The organism is Thalassococcus halodurans, from assembly GCF_900108225.1.
Classification (GTDB): domain Bacteria; phylum Pseudomonadota; class Alphaproteobacteria; order Rhodobacterales; family Rhodobacteraceae; genus Thalassococcus; species Thalassococcus halodurans.
Genome location: NZ_FNUZ01000001.1, coordinates 339,173 through 355,068 on the forward strand (window position 1 = coordinate 339,173; position 15,896 = coordinate 355,068).

At 58.4% G+C, this 15,896-nt stretch carries 15 protein-coding genes; 3 read left to right on the top strand and 12 right to left on the bottom strand.

Annotated features, from left to right (window positions below):
* Positions 1 to 36: 36 nt before the first annotated feature.
* The 6 genes from pheT to pyk form a co-directional block, all read right to left on the bottom strand.
* Entirely contained in the window at positions 37 to 2,433 is a 2,397-nt protein-coding gene (gene pheT, locus C4S59_RS01695; protein WP_103908744.1) for a phenylalanine--tRNA ligase subunit beta, read from the bottom strand.
* 75 nt (positions 2,434 to 2,508) lie between these two features.
* On the bottom strand, positions 2,509 to 3,582 hold the full coding sequence (pheS, locus tag C4S59_RS01700; protein WP_103908745.1) for a phenylalanine--tRNA ligase subunit alpha: 1,074 nt from the start codon (positions 3,580 to 3,582) through the stop codon (positions 2,509 to 2,511).
* A 173-nt stretch (positions 3,583 to 3,755) separates the two neighbouring features.
* Positions 3,756 to 4,121 (bottom strand): 50S ribosomal protein L20, encoded by a 366-nt coding sequence (gene rplT / locus C4S59_RS01705; protein WP_103908746.1) that lies wholly within the window; start codon positions 4,119 to 4,121, stop codon positions 3,756 to 3,758.
* A 29-nt stretch (positions 4,122 to 4,150) separates the two neighbouring features.
* Positions 4,151 to 4,351 carry a 50S ribosomal protein L35 gene (rpmI, locus tag C4S59_RS01710; protein WP_103908747.1) on the bottom strand — a complete coding sequence of 67 codons (201 nt, stop codon included), beginning with the start codon at positions 4,349 to 4,351 and terminating at the stop codon, positions 4,151 to 4,153.
* 129 nt (positions 4,352 to 4,480) lie between these two features.
* Positions 4,481 to 4,726 (bottom strand): hypothetical protein, encoded by a 246-nt coding sequence (locus C4S59_RS01715; protein WP_103908748.1) that lies wholly within the window; start codon positions 4,724 to 4,726, stop codon positions 4,481 to 4,483.
* Positions 4,727 to 4,758: 32 nt separating this feature from the next.
* Positions 4,759 to 6,204, bottom strand: a complete 1,446-nt coding sequence (pyk, locus tag C4S59_RS01720) for a pyruvate kinase (RefSeq protein ID WP_103908749.1) — start codon at positions 6,202 to 6,204, stop codon at positions 4,759 to 4,761.
* A 242-nt stretch (positions 6,205 to 6,446) separates the two neighbouring features.
* Here pyk and C4S59_RS01725 point away from each other — a divergent pair, with 242 nt between their 5' ends.
* Complete coding sequence (locus C4S59_RS01725; protein WP_103908750.1) at positions 6,447 to 6,761, top strand: DUF1244 domain-containing protein; 315 nt, start codon at positions 6,447 to 6,449, stop codon at positions 6,759 to 6,761.
* Positions 6,762 to 6,827: 66 nt separating this feature from the next.
* Here C4S59_RS01725 and C4S59_RS01730 read toward each other — a convergent pair whose 3' ends face one another.
* From C4S59_RS01730 to dgcN, 3 genes are all read right to left on the bottom strand, one after another.
* Positions 6,828 to 7,691, bottom strand: a complete 864-nt coding sequence (locus C4S59_RS01730; protein ID WP_103908751.1) for a D-amino-acid transaminase — start codon at positions 7,689 to 7,691, stop codon at positions 6,828 to 6,830.
* A 63-nt stretch (positions 7,692 to 7,754) separates the two neighbouring features.
* Entirely contained in the window at positions 7,755 to 8,747 is a 993-nt protein-coding gene (dgcA, locus tag C4S59_RS01735; protein ID WP_103908752.1) for an N-acetyl-D-Glu racemase DgcA, read from the bottom strand.
* A 5-nt stretch (positions 8,748 to 8,752) separates the two neighbouring features.
* A complete protein-coding gene (gene dgcN / locus C4S59_RS01740) occupies positions 8,753 to 9,754 on the bottom strand; it encodes an N-acetyltransferase DgcN (protein ID WP_103909378.1) in 1,002 nt (333 codons plus the stop codon).
* A 295-nt stretch (positions 9,755 to 10,049) separates the two neighbouring features.
* Between dgcN and C4S59_RS01745 the strand changes: the two genes are divergently transcribed.
* Together C4S59_RS01745 and C4S59_RS01750 are read left to right on the top strand one after the other, a co-directional pair.
* Positions 10,050 to 11,006, top strand: coding sequence for an L-malyl-CoA/beta-methylmalyl-CoA lyase (locus C4S59_RS01745; RefSeq protein ID WP_103908753.1), 957 nt, complete (start codon positions 10,050 to 10,052; stop codon positions 11,004 to 11,006).
* 104 nt (positions 11,007 to 11,110) lie between these two features.
* On the top strand, positions 11,111 to 13,309 hold the full coding sequence (locus C4S59_RS01750) for a primosomal protein N' (protein WP_103908754.1): 2,199 nt from the start codon (positions 11,111 to 11,113) through the stop codon (positions 13,307 to 13,309).
* Here the strand turns inward: C4S59_RS01750 and C4S59_RS01755 are convergent.
* From C4S59_RS01755 to C4S59_RS19470, 3 genes are all read right to left on the bottom strand, one after another.
* Positions 13,303 to 13,527, bottom strand: a complete 225-nt coding sequence (locus C4S59_RS01755; protein WP_103908755.1) for a DUF2842 domain-containing protein — start codon at positions 13,525 to 13,527, stop codon at positions 13,303 to 13,305. The genes C4S59_RS01750 and C4S59_RS01755 overlap by 7 nt on opposite strands.
* A gap of 9 nt (positions 13,528 to 13,536) precedes the next feature.
* The gene (locus C4S59_RS01760) at positions 13,537 to 14,829 is read right to left on the bottom strand and encodes an adenylosuccinate synthase (protein ID WP_103908756.1); all 1,293 of its coding nucleotides are present in this window, start codon (positions 14,827 to 14,829) and stop codon (positions 13,537 to 13,539) included.
* Positions 14,830 to 15,008: 179 nt separating this feature from the next.
* Positions 15,009 to 15,791, bottom strand: coding sequence for a hypothetical protein (locus C4S59_RS19470; RefSeq protein ID WP_146064496.1), 783 nt, complete (start codon positions 15,789 to 15,791; stop codon positions 15,009 to 15,011).
* Between the last annotated feature and the right edge of the window lie 105 nt (positions 15,792 to 15,896).

Sequence of the window (15,896 nt, forward strand, 5' to 3'; positions counted from 1 at the left end):
AGGCAACCGCGCGTTTCGGCGCGGTCGCCTGAACCTTTAGCCGCGCAGCGTACCACCGGTGGCTTTGGTGACCTTTTCAACGATCTTGCCAGCAACGGCTTCGATCTCTTTTTCGGTCAGCGTCGTGTCTTTGGGCTGCATCCGCACGGTGATGGCCAAGGATTTCTTGCCTTCGCCCAGCGAACCGCCGATGAATTCGTCAAACACACGCACGTCTTCGATCAGCGCCTTATCCGCACCAGCAGCGGCATTCACCAGATCCAGCGCCTGAACGTCAGCGTCGACCACAAAGGCAAAGTCGCGTTCAACCGGCTGCAAGTCAGACAGTTTCAGCGCAGGGCGCGTCGTGACTGTTTTCTTGGGCATCGGAATTTCCGCAGGCCAGATGGTAAAGGCCACGGCGGGTCCTTTCACGTCCATTTCCTGCAGGACTTTGGGATGCACTTCGCCGAAGATGCCCAGCACTTTTTTCGGACCCAGACACATCACACCGTGACGGCCCGGATGCCACCATGCCTCGCCCGTGCGCAGAATCTGCATCTTTGCAGGGGCACCCATGGCGGACATCAGCGCTTCGGCATCGGCCTTGGCGTCGTACACGTCGACCGCGCGGGAGGCACCGTGCACATCTTTCGACGCAGTCTTACCGACCAGCAGACCCGCCAGCATCAGCGTCTGTTCACCCGGCTCACCGCCAGCAAAGACGTGACCCATTTCGAACAGCGCCAGATCAGCAAAGCCGCGCGACTGGTTACGCGCTGCGGCCTGCAACAGACCAGGCAGCAGCGACGGGCGCATGTGGCTCATTTCGGACGAAATCGGGTTCGCCAACATAGTCGCATCATCACCACCGCCGAACAGCGAGGCCGAGGCTTTGTCGATAAAGCTGTAGGTGACGCATTCGTTGTAACCCAGCGCCGCAGCGGTCCGGCGACCTGCCTGCTCGCGCTTTTGCAGCGGCGACAGAATCGGCTTGGGAACGCCCGCGTTGATGCGTGCCAGCGGCTTGCCCTGCAGCTTGGTCAGGGACGCAACGCGCGCGACCTCTTCCACCAGATCAGCCTCGCCCTGAACATCGGGGCGCCACGACGGAACAGACGCCATATCGCCATCCAGTTCAAAGCCCAGCGCAGTCAGAGTCGCGCGCTGTTCTTCTGCGGGGATTTCCATACCGACAAGGCTGACAACACGGTCTGTGTCCAGCTTATAGGCGCGGGAATGATCGGGGACAGCACCGGCAACCACAACTTCGGATGCCTCGCCGCCTGCGTGATCAAGGATCATGCGTGTGGCGTGTTCGATGCCAATCGGCGTCCATGCCGGATCGATACCGCGGTCGAAACGATACCGTGCGTCCGAGTTGATCTTAAGCGCGCGGCCTGTGTAAGCGGTGCGGACCGGATCAAAGTAAGCCGCTTCAAGGAAGACGTTCACGGTCTCTTCGGTCACGCCGGACACTTCGCCACCCATGATACCACCAAGGCTTTCAACGCCCTGATCATCCGAGATCGCGACCATACCCTCTTGCAGGGTGTAGGTTTTCTCGTCCAGCGCCAGCAGCTCTTCGCCACCCTTTGCGCGGTGCACACGCAGATCGCCTTTGACCTTGTCCGCGTCAAACACGTGCAGCGGGCGGTTACGGTCAAAGGTGAAGAAGTTGGTGACGTCCACAAGGAACGAAATCGGGCGCAGGCCTATGGCCTTCAGCTGGTCCTGCAACCACTGCGGCGACGGGCCGTTTTTCACACCACGGATGTAGCGGCCGTAGAATACGGGGCAAACGTCCAGCGTATCTTCGTCGATGGTGACGTTGATCGGGCTTTTGAACGTGCCTTCGATGGGGTCACAATCGCGGGCCTTCAGCGTGCCCAGACCACGTGCCGCCAGATCGCGGGCAATGCCACGCACGCCCAGCGCATCGGCGCGGTTCGGGGTGATGGCGATTTCGATAACCGGATCAACCTTGGCAGGCTGGTTCTCCGCCATCCAATCGGCAAAGTTTTCACCAATCTCGCCCGAGGGCAGCTCGATGATGCCGTTATGTTCGTCGGACAGTTCCAGTTCCTTTTCCGACGCCATCATGCCGTGGCTTTCGACACCACGGATTTTGCCGACAGAAATGGTGATATCCAGACCGGGAATATAGGTGCCCGGCTTGGCCAGAACCACGGTAATCCCTGCCCGTGCATTGGGTGCGCCACAGACGATCTGGGTTTCGCCCTGATCGGTGTCGACCTTACAAACGCGCAGACGGTCCGCATCGGGGTGCTGTTCTGCCTCAAGGATTTTGGCGATGGTGAAATCGCGCAGCTTCTCGAGCGGGTTTTCAATACCTTCGACCTCAAGTCCAAGGTCGGTCAGCGCCTCCGCGATTTCATCAACGGATGCGTCTGTGTCCAGATGGGATTTGAGCCAGGAGAGCGTGAATTTCATCGCGGGCCTACCAGTGTGTTACTTGTGATGGGCGAATGCCCTTCGCGTTACGTGTTGGGGGACACCCCGTTGAAATCAGCGGCTCAGGCCACCGTGCAGCGTCGGCACATCGAGGCTTGCAAAGCCGTAGTGGCGCAGCCAGCGCAGGTCGCTGTCAAAGAAGGCCCGCAGATCGGGGATGCCGTATTTCAGCATCGCGATCCGGTCGATCCCCATGCCAAACGCAAAGCCCTGCCATTCATCGGGGTTCACGCCAGCGGCCTGCAGCACTTTGGGGTGCACCATGCCCGAGCCAAGAACCTCGAGCCAGCCATCGCCTTCACCGATCTTTAGCTGACCGTCTTCCCAAGAACACTGAATGTCGACCTCGGCCGAGGGTTCAGTGAAGGGGAAGTGCGACGCGCGGAAGCGGGTCTTGATGCCTTTGACCTCGAAGAAGGCGGCAAAGAATTCTTCCAGAACCCATTTCAGGTTCGCCATCGAGATATCCTTGTCGATGGCAAGGCCTTCGACCTGATGGAACATCGGCGTGTGGGTCTGGTCATAGTCGGCACGATACACACGGCCCGGCGCAATGATGCGGCAGGGTGCGCCGTGCTTTTCCATATGACGGATCTGCACGGGGCTGGTGTGGGTGCGCAGCACGTGCGGCGGGCGATTGTCGCCCTCGGCGCGGTGCATATAGAACGTGTCCATCTCGGCCCGCGCGGGGTGGTGGCCGGGGATGTTCAGCGCGTCGAAGTTATAGAAATCCGTGTCGATCTGCGGACCTTCGGCAACGGAGAACCCCATGTCGGCAAAGATCGTCGTGACCTCTTCGATCACCTGACTGACAGGGTGGATCGTGCCAACACGCGCATCACGGGCCGGCAGCGTCACGTCCAACCATTCGGACTTCAGACGTTCGTTCAGCGCCGCATCGGCCAGCGCTTCTTTTTTGGCGGACAGGGCTGTGTTGATCTCGTCCTTCAGCGCGTTCAGCTTGGGGCCCATGATCTGACGCTCTTCCGGCGTCATCTTGCCCAACTCGCGCATTTTCAGGCTGATCTCGCCTTTTTTGCCAACTGCCTGCACACGCAGATCTTCCAGCGATGCTTCATCGCCAGCGTTCGCGATCAGATCGATATACTTGTCGCGCAGATCATCCATTTCACGGCCTCCGGAACCTTTTGCGCCTAGCTATCTGCTAGCCCGCTTTTGTGCAACCGAAGACGTCTATGATCGCAATGAGAACCTGCTGTCCAATTGCACATTAGCCAACGCACAAAACAAAAAGGGCTGCCGGATCGGCAGCCCTTTTCGAATTCCGGTGACGCGGTGGCTTAGGCAGCCAGCGCGCCTTTCGCCTGCTCAACGATCGCTGTGAACGCTTCGGGCTCGTGTACGGCCAGATCGGCCAGAACCTTACGGTCCACTTCGATGCCAGCCAGGTTCAGGCCGTTGATGAAGCGAGAGTATGTCAGTGCTTCGTCGTGTGCGCGAACAGCCGCGTTGATACGCTGGATCCACAGCGCGCGGAAATTGCGCTTACGGTTCTTGCGGTCGCGTGTTGCGTACTGGTTGGCCTTGTCTACGGCCTGACGGGCGACCTTGAAGGTGTTCTTACGACGACCGTAATAACCCTTGGCTGCCTTGATGACTTTCTTGTGACGGGCGTGGGTAGTTGTCCCACCTTTAACTCGTGCCATGTGTTCGGCTCCTTATACGATAAGTGGGATCAGCGGTCGTAGGGCATGTAGCCCTTGACGATTTTTGCGTCAGGCGCGGACAGAGTGGTCGAGCCACGTGCGTCGCGAATGAACTTTTTGGTACGCTTGATCATGCCGTGACGCTTGCCAGCCTGGCCTGCAATCACTTTACCGTTTGCCGAAACCTTAAAGCGCTTTTTAGCACTCGATTTGGTCTTCATCTTGGGCATTTCCGTCTCCTATTTGTCTTCGAGCGGTCAAAGTATCGCGCGACTCGGCATGCCACATCGGCCGGTCACGCGGGTGAAGATGGGCGCAGATAACGGGCTGCGCCCTGAATTGCAAGAGGTTAGGCCCCCTTAGTTCAGAATGTCGGCGATTATTTCATAAACAATCATGGCCGCCGAGCGGGGTGTATAGCCACCTGGCTTCTCGCGCCATGCATAGGAAATGAAAATGATGGCAAGCGTGGCCATAATAATGCCCACGACAGGCTTCCTGCCGCCAGCTAGCGCCGACAGGAAGGACAGAAGTGAAAGGCACAGCAGGAACAGCCCGAGAATCAGGCTGATGTCCGGCTGAACGACGGTTGAAAAATAACCCATGGTAAAAATCCCGTAAATAAAACGGGATAATATTACTCTGGATCGGTGTTATAAATCAAACGTTCGTCACAGGGGGCCACGCGCAGAATGTTGGTGGTGCCCGGCGTGTTAAAGGGCACACCCGCAGTCACAACAATCTGGTCATCCTCGGTCGCATAGCCCAGCGCACGCGCAGCCTTGGCGGCGTTCACAACGGCCATTTTGAAGCGGTCCAGATCACCGGTCATGACGCATTTCGTGCCCCATGTCAGCGCCAGACGACGCGCTGTGCGGCGCTGCGACGACAGCGCCAGAATCGGCACCGGCGGACGTTCGCGTGCAACCAGCAGCGCCGTAGTGCCGGACTGGGTGTAGCAGCAGATCGCCTTGATGTCGGTGGTTTCTGTGATCTCGCGCGCCGCAGCCACGATCGCATCGTTGACGGTCGTCTTTTTGGCTTCGCGGGACTTCGACACGATGTCCTGATAGTTCGGATCGCTTTCCACTTCGACCGCGACATTGTTCATCGTGGTCACAGCTTCGATCGGATAGGCGCCGGCGGCAGATTCCGCAGACAGCATGATGGCATCTGCGCCCTCGTAGATCGCTGTGGCGACGTCAGAGACTTCGGCGCGGGTCGGCATCGGGCTTTCGATCATCGATTCCAGCATCTGGGTCGCAACGATCACCGGCTTGGCCGCCGCGCGGCTTTTGCGGATCAGGCGCTTCTGGATGGGCGGCACGTTCTGGACAGGCAATTCCACGCCCAGATCGCCGCGAGCCACCATGATGCCGTCGGACACAGCCAGAATGTCTTCAAAGCTTTTGACGGCAGCGGGTTTTTCGATTTTGGACAGGATCGCCGCGCGGCCTTTGGCCAGATCGCGGGCCTCGTTCACGTCTTCAGGACGCTGGACAAACGACAGCGCCAGCCAGTCGACACCCAGTTCACAGACGAATTCCAGATCCTTGCGGTCTTTTTCAGACAAGGCTGCCAGCGGCAGAACCACATCGGGAACGTTCACACCTTTGCGGTTGGAAATGGTGCCACCGACAATCACTTCGCAATCGGCAAAGTCCTTGCCGAACGACGTGACCTTCAGACGGATTTTACCGTCATTGACTAGAAGCGACGTGCCCTCTTCTAGCGCTGCAAAGATTTCGGGGTGCGGCAGACACACGCGGGTTGCGTCGCCCGGGGTCTTGTCCAGATCCAGACGGAAGCTCGCGCCTTCTTCGAGTTCCTCTTCGTCGTTGGCAAAGGTGCCAACACGAAGTTTCGGGCCCTGAAGGTCGGCCAGAATACCGATGGTCGAATTCAGGTCTTCTTCGACCTGACGAATAATCGCGTGGCGTTCGGCGATCTCTTCATGGGCACCGTGGCTCATGTTCAGGCGGAAAACGTCGGCGCCTGCTTCGTGAAGGGCGCGGATCATTTCGTAATCAGAAGAGGCCGGGCCAAGCGTGGCCACGATTTTCACATTACGACTGCGTTTCATGAACGTTCCTGCCTTTCGAAGTCTTTTCGGATCACCGTTAACGCTAACGGTTAGTGCCTTATTGCCTATTTCCCGCGCCCCCGCAACCTCTGCCGATACGAGCAGCTACCGGAACTTTGCCATCACCGTTTGCACCGGAATGATTACCCTTATGTGACAGCATGCGGCCTTATCGTGCTTTATGACGGCTTGAACATAGCCGCCAAAACCCCATTGTTGTCCCAACCAAAGGAGACACCGCAATGGATGACCAGACCCGTATCGAGCTTGAGGCCGCCGCCTTCCGCCGCTTGCGTCAGCACCTGATGGAAGACCGCACTGACGTGCAAAACATCGACATGATGAACCTTGCCGGTTTCTGCCGCAACTGCCTGTCGCGCTGGTATCAGGAAGCTGCCAACGAAAAAGGCATCGAAATGGGCAAAGAAGAAGCACGTGAGGTTTTTTACGGCATGACGATGGCCGACTGGAAAGCCAATTACCAGACCGACGCGTCGGACGACAAACAGAAGGCGTTCGAAAAAAGCTTTGCCGAGAATGTCGGCGACAAGGGCTAAGACGCCCTGTCTTAGAAACAAAAACGGCGGCCACTGGGGCCGCCGTTTTGCTTTATACGTACCGGATCAAACGGCAGCTTTGCGCATTTCTTCCAGATAAATCTCACGCAGGCGCGCCACGCGGGCACCCGGCGTGCCGTCGCCCAGTTGGACACCATCGATTTCGATGACCGGCATGACAAACGCGGACGCCGACGAAATGAACGCCTCGTCGCCTGTCTGCGCCTCTTCGATTGTGAAGTTGCGCTCTTCCACCTTCATCTGTGCCTCTTCCGCAAAGCGCAGAACAGCGGCACGGGTGATGCCGTGCAGAATGTCGTTGGACAGGGCACGTGTGACGATTGTGTTGCCCTTGATGAAATAGGCGTTGTTGGATGTGCCTTCGGTCACGAAACCGTCCTGCACCATCCACGCGTCATCTGCGCCCGCCTTCTTGGCCATCATCTTACCCAGCGACGGGTACAGCAGCTGAACAGTCTTGATGTCGCGACGGCCCCAACGCTGGTCTTCGATCGAGATGACCTTCAGGCCCTGCTTGGCTTTGGGGTCATTGCCCAGACCCGGCTTGTTCTGGGTGAACAGAACTATGGTCGGCTCTGTCGTTTCGGGATCGGGGAAGACGAAATCACGGTCGTTCGGCGCGCCGCGTGTAATTTGCAGATAGACCAGACCCTCTTCGATGTTGTTCCGGCGCACCAGTTCGCGGTGCACCTCGAGCAGGTCTTCCTTGGAAATCGGGTTCTTCATGTCCAGTTCGTTCAGCGAACGGGCAAGGCGCACAGCGTGGCCGTCAAAGTCGATCAGCTTGCCGTCCAGAACCGATGTCACCTCGTACACGCCGTCCGCCATCAGGAACGCGCGGTCAAAGATCGACACTTTGGCTTCGTTCTCGGGCAAGTATTCGCCGTTCAGGTATACGGTACGGGTCATCGTCGGGTACTCCGTCAAATCTGGCTGCGGCCCGATTTCAGGGCCTGGATATAAAGGCCGCGATCAGCCCCAAAGTGCGGCTTCCGGCGGATGAACGCCTGCATCGTCAAACACAAGCGGCTTGGCACGGTCTTCGGCCAGAAGAAGCGGCCCGTCAAGATCAGTGATCACCGCACCCTGCGCGACCAGTGTCGCAGGCGCCATAGCCAAAGACGACCCGACCATACAGCCGACCATAATGTCATAGCCCTGCTTGATCGCCGCATCCCTCAGCGCCAGCGCCTCGGTCAGGCCGCCGGTTTTATCCAGTTTGATATTTACGACGTCGTATTTACCGGCAAGCTTCGGAAGGCTTTCGCGGTCATGACAGCTTTCATCCGCACAGACAGGCACAGGCCGGTCCATCCCGATCAGCGCATCATCGTCACCAGCAGGAAGAGGTTGCTCGACCAAAGCCACGCCAAGGCGGACAAGATGCGGCGCCAAATCGGCGTAGACATCCGCCGACCAGCCTTCGTTCGCATCCACGATGATCCGCGCGTCAGGCGCACCCCGGCGCACCGCTTCCAATCGGGGCATATCATCCGGCGTGCCCAGCTTGATCTTCAACAACGGGCGAAACGCATGCTTGCGCGCCTGCGCCTCCATCTCTTCTGGTGATGCAAGCGACAGGGTGTAAGCCGTAATCTCGGGCTTAGGCGCGGGCAAGCCGGCCAGCTCCCATACCCGTTTGCCGCTTGATTTCGCTTCCAAATCCCAAAGCGCGCAGTCAACGGCGTTGCGGGCTGCCCCCGCCGGAAGCAGGGACTGCAAAGCCTCGCGCGTCACATCCGCAGGCAGGCCTGCGATTTCCTCGGTCACGCTGTCCAGCGTTTCGCTATAACGCGCATAGGGCACGCATTCGCCCCAGCCGGTGACACCGTTCTTTGTCACCCGCACGGTCAGAACCTTGGCTTCGGTCCGTGACCCGCGGCTGATGGTGAACACCTCGGCCAGTTTGAACCGCTCGCGCTGAACAGAAATCACCTGTGACACCTCGTCTTTGATCGCACCCATTCCGATCACAACGCCTGCAGCGCCGCAACCAGCCTTTCTGCCCCATGGCGATAGGGATCGATGGTCGGCAGACCAAGACGCGCCTCAACCTCGGCGCAGTAGGCTTTGGCATCTTCATCGCTTAAATGCTGGGTGTTCACCGACACGCCCACAACCTGACAGTCTGGGTTCGCGACCTTTGCCATGGTCAGCGCCGTATCACGCACCGCCTCAAGCGATGGCAGTTTATAACCCGGAAGCCCGCGCATGTGTTCACGTGTGGGTTCATGGCACAGAATCAGCGCATCAGGCTGCGATCCGTGGATTAGCGCCATGGTCACGCCCGAGAACGATACGTGGAACAGGCTGCCCTGCCCTTCGACCACATCCCAATGATCGTCGTCGTTGTCCGGCGTCAGCCACTCGATCGAGCCCGCCATGAAGTCAGCGATGACCGCGTCCAAAGGAACACCGTCGCCAGTGATCAGAATGCCGGTTTGCCCCGTCGCGCGGAATGTCGATTTCATCCCCGCCGCCCGCATGTCGCGATCCAGTGCCAGGGCTGTGTACATCTTTCCCACAGAACAATCGGTCCCAACCGCCAGCACGCGTTTACCCGTGCGCTTCACACCGTTGGCAATCGGATAATCGACGGTCGGAACGCGCACATCATGCAGCTCACGCCCCGTTTCGGCGGCCTTGGCCACCAGATCATCTTCTTCGCTTAGTAGATTGTGCAGACCCGACGCCAGATCAAAGCCGTGATCCATAGCCGACAGCAGCACATCTTTCCAAAGGGGCGAAATCACGCCGCCGCGGTTTGCGACGCCAATGACTAGTGTGCGTGCACCTGCCTCATAGGCCTCGGCCAATGTCATATCCGCCAACCCCATGTCCGCCTTGCACCCATCTAGACGCAGCTGACCGACACAGTTTTCAGGCCGCCAGTCCTTAATGCCTTGGGCAACCTTCGCGGCAAGAGGATCCGGCGCGTCGCCGAGGAATAGAAGATAGGGGGTCTTGATCATGGCAGGCTCCTTTGGAATTGCCTGCAGCATGCGCCCCGTATTTTCGAAAAACTTCGCAAAAACCGTGTGATTCACGGAAACATCGGAAGAATTTTACCTCTTTTCCAACTTTCATCGAAGAATATCCCGCGATTCACGACGCCCACCGCAGGTTCACACCATCACGAATCTCAAGCCCATCGCCGCGTCGCAGCGTTTTTTGCCGCAGGCGCAAAATCCGCTTGCATAGCCCAGGGTCATTTAATAACCCGTATGCCAGCGTATACGACATTTTCTTTCAACGAGGAGACGCGCCATGTCCTTCAAGATCCAACCCACACCGGCTGCCCGCCTGAACCGTTGCCAACTTTTCGGACCGGGCTCGCGCCCTGCGATCTTTGAAAAAATGGCCGCCTCTGCTGCCGACGTTATCAACCTTGACCTTGAGGACTCGGTCGCACCGACAGACAAGGATCAGGCCCGTAAGAACGTGATCGAAGCCATCGGCGACGTCGACTGGGGCACCAAAACCCTGTCCGTGCGTATCAACGGTCTGGATACGCCGTTCTGGTACCGCGACGTGGTCGAAATTCTGGAAAACGCGTCGGATCGTATTGACCAGATCATGATCCCCAAAGTGGGCTGTGCCGCTGACCTTTATGCCGTTGACGCGCTGGTCACAGCGGTCGAGGCTGCCAAAGGCCGCACAAAGCCGATCAAGTTCGAAGTAATCATCGAATCTGCGGCGGGCATTTCCCACGTAGAAGAAATCGCCGCCGCCACCCCGCGCCTTGAGGCCATGAGCCTTGGCGCCGCTGACTTCGCAGCCTCTATGGGCATGGCGACAACCGGCATCGGTGGCACGCAGGAAAACTACTACATGCACCGCGAAGGCCAGAAATACTGGTCCGACCCGTGGCACTGGGCACAGGCGGCCATCGTCGCAGCCTGCCGCACACACGGCGTTCTGCCGGTCGATGGCCCGTTCGGCGACTTCTCGGACGACGAAGGTTTCCGCGCACAGGCGCTGCGTTCGGCGACGCTGGGCATGGTCGGGAAATGGGCGATCCACCCCAAGCAGGTCGCACTGGCGAACGAAGTCTTCACACCGTCCGAAGCGGCTGTGACAGAGGCCCGCGAAATTCTGGAAGCGATGGAAGCGGCCAAGGCCCGCGGCGAAGGCGCGACCGTTTACAAAGGCCGTCTGGTCGACATCGCGTCGATCAAACAAGCCGAGGTAATTGTGCGTCAGGCCGAAAAAATCGGTCTCTGATCTTTACCGGACATCAACGAAAGGGCGCGCAGTTTTTGCGCGCCCTTTTTCATTTGTGGGTCAAGGTCTTTACCTTATGCGTCAGGACTGAGAAACCGTAACCCATGCAATCGTCACCGACCTTTTTTGAAACCGGCGCGTTGATCGGTGTTCTCACGACCCAGCCTTTGGATCGTGTGTTGGACTATCGCGCCCCCGAAGGCGGTTGTTTTGTCGGCGCGTTTGTCGAGGTGCCGCTTGGCCCGCGCAAGGTGTTGGGCGTTGTCTGGGGGCCGGGACAGGGCAATTGGGATATTTCCAAAGTCCGGTCCGTCATCCGAACGCTCGACGCCCCGCCGATGCGTGAGGAATTACAGGCATTCCTGACCAAAGCGGGCGACTACACGCTTACACCGATGTCCGCGATGTTGCGCCTTGCCACCCGCGCACCGGGCTTGGGCGATCCGCCCTCGATGCGCAAAATCTATCGTCTGGGCGATGGCCGCCCCGAACGGGAAACCGATGCCCGCCGCCGGGTCCTGGCCGCGCTTGAAGAACTGGGCGGCCTGTCCCTGACCCTTGGCGAACTTGCCGAAGCTGCGGGCGTCACGCAATCGGTGATCAAAGGATTGGTGAAACTGGGCTGCGTCCGCGAAGAAGAAAGCCCGCGCGACACCGCCTTCCCTTATCTCGATCCGGACCTGCCATCCAAAGATCTGGCCGAGGATCAGGCGCAAGCCGCCGCGCATCTGCGCGACAAGGTGAAATCGGGCAACTACGGCACCACGCTGCTGCACGGCGTCACGGGCTCAGGCAAAACCGAGGTCTATCTTGAGGCCGTCGCAGAATGCCTGCGCCAAGGGCGTCAGGCGCTGGTGCTGCTGCCGGAAATCGCCCTGACCGCTGAATTCCTGACCCGCGTTCAGGAGCGCTTTGGAGCAAAGCCCGCCGAATGGCATTCCGGCGTCACCATGACCGAACGCCGCCGCGTCTGGAAAATGATCGGAGAGGGATCGGCCCAGATGGTGATCGGTGCACGGTCTGCATTGTTCCTGCCGTTCCAGCAACTTGGTCTGATCGTTGTAGATGAAGAACACGACACGTCCTACAAACAGGAAGAAGGCGTGCTGTATAACGCCCGCGACATGGCGGTCCTGCGGGCATCATTGAACGGTGCGCAGGTGGTTCTGGCATCCGCTACGCCCAGCCTTGAAACTTGGGCGAACGCCGAGGCCGGCAAATACGAAAAACTGACGTTGAAATCGCGGTTCGGTGAATCCGTGATGCCGGAAATGCGCGCGCTGGATATGCGTGGGGAAAAGCTACCGTCGGATCGCTGGATATCCGAACAACTGCGCGTCGCCGTGCAGATGCGGGTCGATGCGGGCGAACAGGCGCTCTTGTTCCTGAACCGTCGCGGCTATGCGCCCATCACCATCTGCCGCGCTTGCGGGCATCAGGTGGGATGCGAACACTGCGACGCGCGGATGGTTGAACACCGGTTCCTGAAACGCCTGATCTGCCACCAATGCGGGGAAAGCGCGCCGATCCCCGATAAATGCCCATCGTGCGAGGCCGAAGGCCGCATGGCCCCTGTTGGTCCGGGGGTTGAACGGTTGGCCGAAGAAGCCGAAAAGCTGTTCCCCGATGCCCGCATCTCGGTTCTGTCATCGGACATGTACGGATCGGCCCGCGCGTTGAAGGCCGAGATTGAAGGCATCGCCAATGGCGGCGCGGACATCATTATCGGCACCCAACTTGTGGCCAAGGGGCACAACTTCCCCCTGCTGACCCTAGTTGGTGTGATTGATGCGGACTTGGGTCTGCAAGGGTCGGATTTGCGCGCCGCCGAACGGACCTTCCAGTTGATGCGGCAGGTGGCTGGCCGCGCTGGCCGTGCGGTGAAGCCCGGCATCGCGCTTTTGCAAAGTTATCAGCCGGAACACCCTGTCATCCGCGCGATCCTGAACGGGGATGAGGAAAATTTCTGGCAGGCCGAGGCCGACGAACGCCGCGCCGCCGGAATGCCCCCCTTCGGGCGCATGGCGGCGATCATCCTGTCGTCCACCGACGTGCAAGAAGTGTTTGATCTGGGCAACGCGCTGGCCCGCAATGACGCAGCCTTGCGCCGGATTGGCGCACAGGTCTTTGGCCCCGCCCCTGCGCCAATTGCACGGGTGCGCGGGCGTCATCGTGTCAGATTACTGGTGAAGGCCGACAAAGGCGCGCCGCTACAGGCCGCTTTGGCCGATTGGGTCCGTCCTTATAAGTTGAAAGGCGATCTCAGGCTAGCGATCGATATCGATCCGCAAAGCTTTTACTGAGGGTCGTTCTGATCCGGTGCTTCCTGACCAACGCCCAGAAACACCCACTTAAACGGCAGCGCCCAGACGATACCAAGCACGATGTAAATCAGCAGTTCGACCAGAATGGGCGGGCGCCCCAGCCATGTCACAAGGCTGGAGGCCACAACGATATAGATCGGCAAACCGACAATCAGGATCAACAGCGCGAGGCGTTTTTTCGTCTTGTGGCTTGCCATGTCTTAACCTCAGTCCGCGAAGGGGTCTGTGACGAGGATTGTGTCGTCACGCTCGGGCGAGGTGGAAAGTAGAGCGACAGGGCATTCGATCAACTCTTCGACGCGGCGCACGTATTTGATCGCCTCGGCCGGAAGGTCCGCCCAGCTGCGCGCGCCTTCTGTCGATTCGCTCCAACCCTTCATCTCTTCATAGATGGGTGTGCAGCGTGCCTGCTGGTCTGCCGCTGTCGGCAGGTAGTCCAGCTTTTCGCCGTCCAACTCGTAGCCCACGCAGATTTTCAGCGTCTCAAAACCGTCCAGAACGTCCAGCTTGGTCAAAGAGATGCCGTTCACGCCCGAAGTCGCACAGGTCTGACGCACAAGGCAGGCATCGAACCAGCCACAACGGCGCTTGCGGCCTGTCGTGGTGCCGAACTCGTGACCACGTTCGCCCAGACGCTGACCATCATCATCGTGCAACTCTGTCGGGAACGGGCCTTCGCCAACGCGGGTGGTGTAGGCTTTGACGATGCCCAGAACGTAATCGATTGCGCCCGGGCCGATACCCGTGCCTGTGGCCGCCTGACCGGCGATCACGTTGGACGATGTCACAAAGGGGTATGTGCCGAAATCGATGTCCAGCAGCGCGCCTTGCGCACCTTCGAACAAAATACGCTTACCGGCTTTGCGCTTTTCGTTCATCACCTTCCAGACCGGCGCAGCGTAGCGCAGGATTTCCGGCGCGATTTCCTTGAGTTGCGCGATCAAACCGTCACGGTCGATGGGCTCAAGTCCCAGACCGGACCGCAGTGCATTGTGGTGGACCAGAGCACGATCAACGCGCAGTTCCAGCGTTGCATCGTCCGCCAGATCGGCAACGCGGATCACGCGGCGGCCAACCTTGTCTTCGTACGCGGGGCCAATGCCGCGGCCTGTTGTGCCGATCTTGGCAACGCTGTTCTGACCTTCGCGTGCGCGATCCAGTTCGCCGTGGAACGGCAGGATCAGCGGCGTGTTTTCCGCGATCATCAGTGTCTCGGGCGTGATTTCTACGCCTTGGCCGCGGATCGTTTCGATCTCTTTCAGAAGGTGCCACGGATCCAGAACAACACCGTTGCCAATGACCGACAACTTGCCACCACGAACAACACCCGAGGGCAGCGCGTGCAGTTTGTAGACGTTTCCGTCGATCACCAAGGTATGGCCGGCATTGTGACCACCCTGGAACCGCGCGATGACATCTGCGCGTTCGCTGAGCCAGTCTACAATCTTGCCTTTGCCTTCGTCGCCCCACTGGGCGCCCACGACGACCACGTTAGCCATGTCTACGAAACCTTCCGTTGCGATGGGAGTAACCGGCGCCGTCTTACAGAGGTCAGGCGGCGGTGGAAACCACGAATCTTTTCGCAAATTGCCGAAAGATGGATTTTCGCGTCAAAAGGCCGCCGATCCTCATGGAGACAGCGGCCTTTTAACTAGCTCTAAGAGCGAAACACTCGCGCCTACTCACTCAATAGAATGAAAGCATCAGAGTAGAACAAGTCTTCGACCAAGGGTGTTGCACTGTTTTCCAAGTCGAAAATGAGCTCTCCATCGTAAACAAAGCCTAGTGTCTGAAGATTCTGTCCCGGCTCTAGGAAAATTCCCTCAATGTCCGCAGACACAGTTGCGCTAAAGCCTTGCTCACCCAATGCACCAAAATCGCGTGTACCGGATATCTCCCCACCCATCGCAAGTAGGTAAACGGTTTCACCGTTTGGGCCGTCGTTGCGATAAATGATACCGTCGCCTTCCAGCGTTCCGGCAAACTCGTATAGAAGCGTGGCGCTTTCACTTCCCACGATGACTTCATCATTTCCATCAAGATCAAAGTCGAATTCGTATTCGTTGAAATTGGTCGCGGATGCAGACAGCGTGTTTCGGGAAAAATCAAAATCCGCTTCCATATCTCCGACAATGATATTCGTGCCGGGATTGTCTAGCGGAACATACACGTTGCCAGACATTTCCGCTGTTCCGGTCAGAGATGTTTCCGGAGCGATATCTTCCTCTCCAGGAGTATTGTTACTGAACATAGACAACATGTTGAATTGCTCAGGCAGGGATCCGCCGAAAACTGGATCAGTTTCGGCTCCGCCGCCTCCACCACCGCTGCACGCAGCAATAAATGATAAGGAAACAAACGGTACGATCAGAGGCACGCGCACTTGTAAAAACTCCAGTACAGATAAGCAGTTGTTGAGTGGAGCATACCATTGCAACACCTTTAAGAAAAAAGCAAACACAACAAACACTTATAGGTAATGTAAGATTTCAGCGCGATTTGCCTTGTGTCGAATTCACAGACGCCAAGTCTCTATTAGCCCGATGGAAGAAAAAACCGGCGTTTT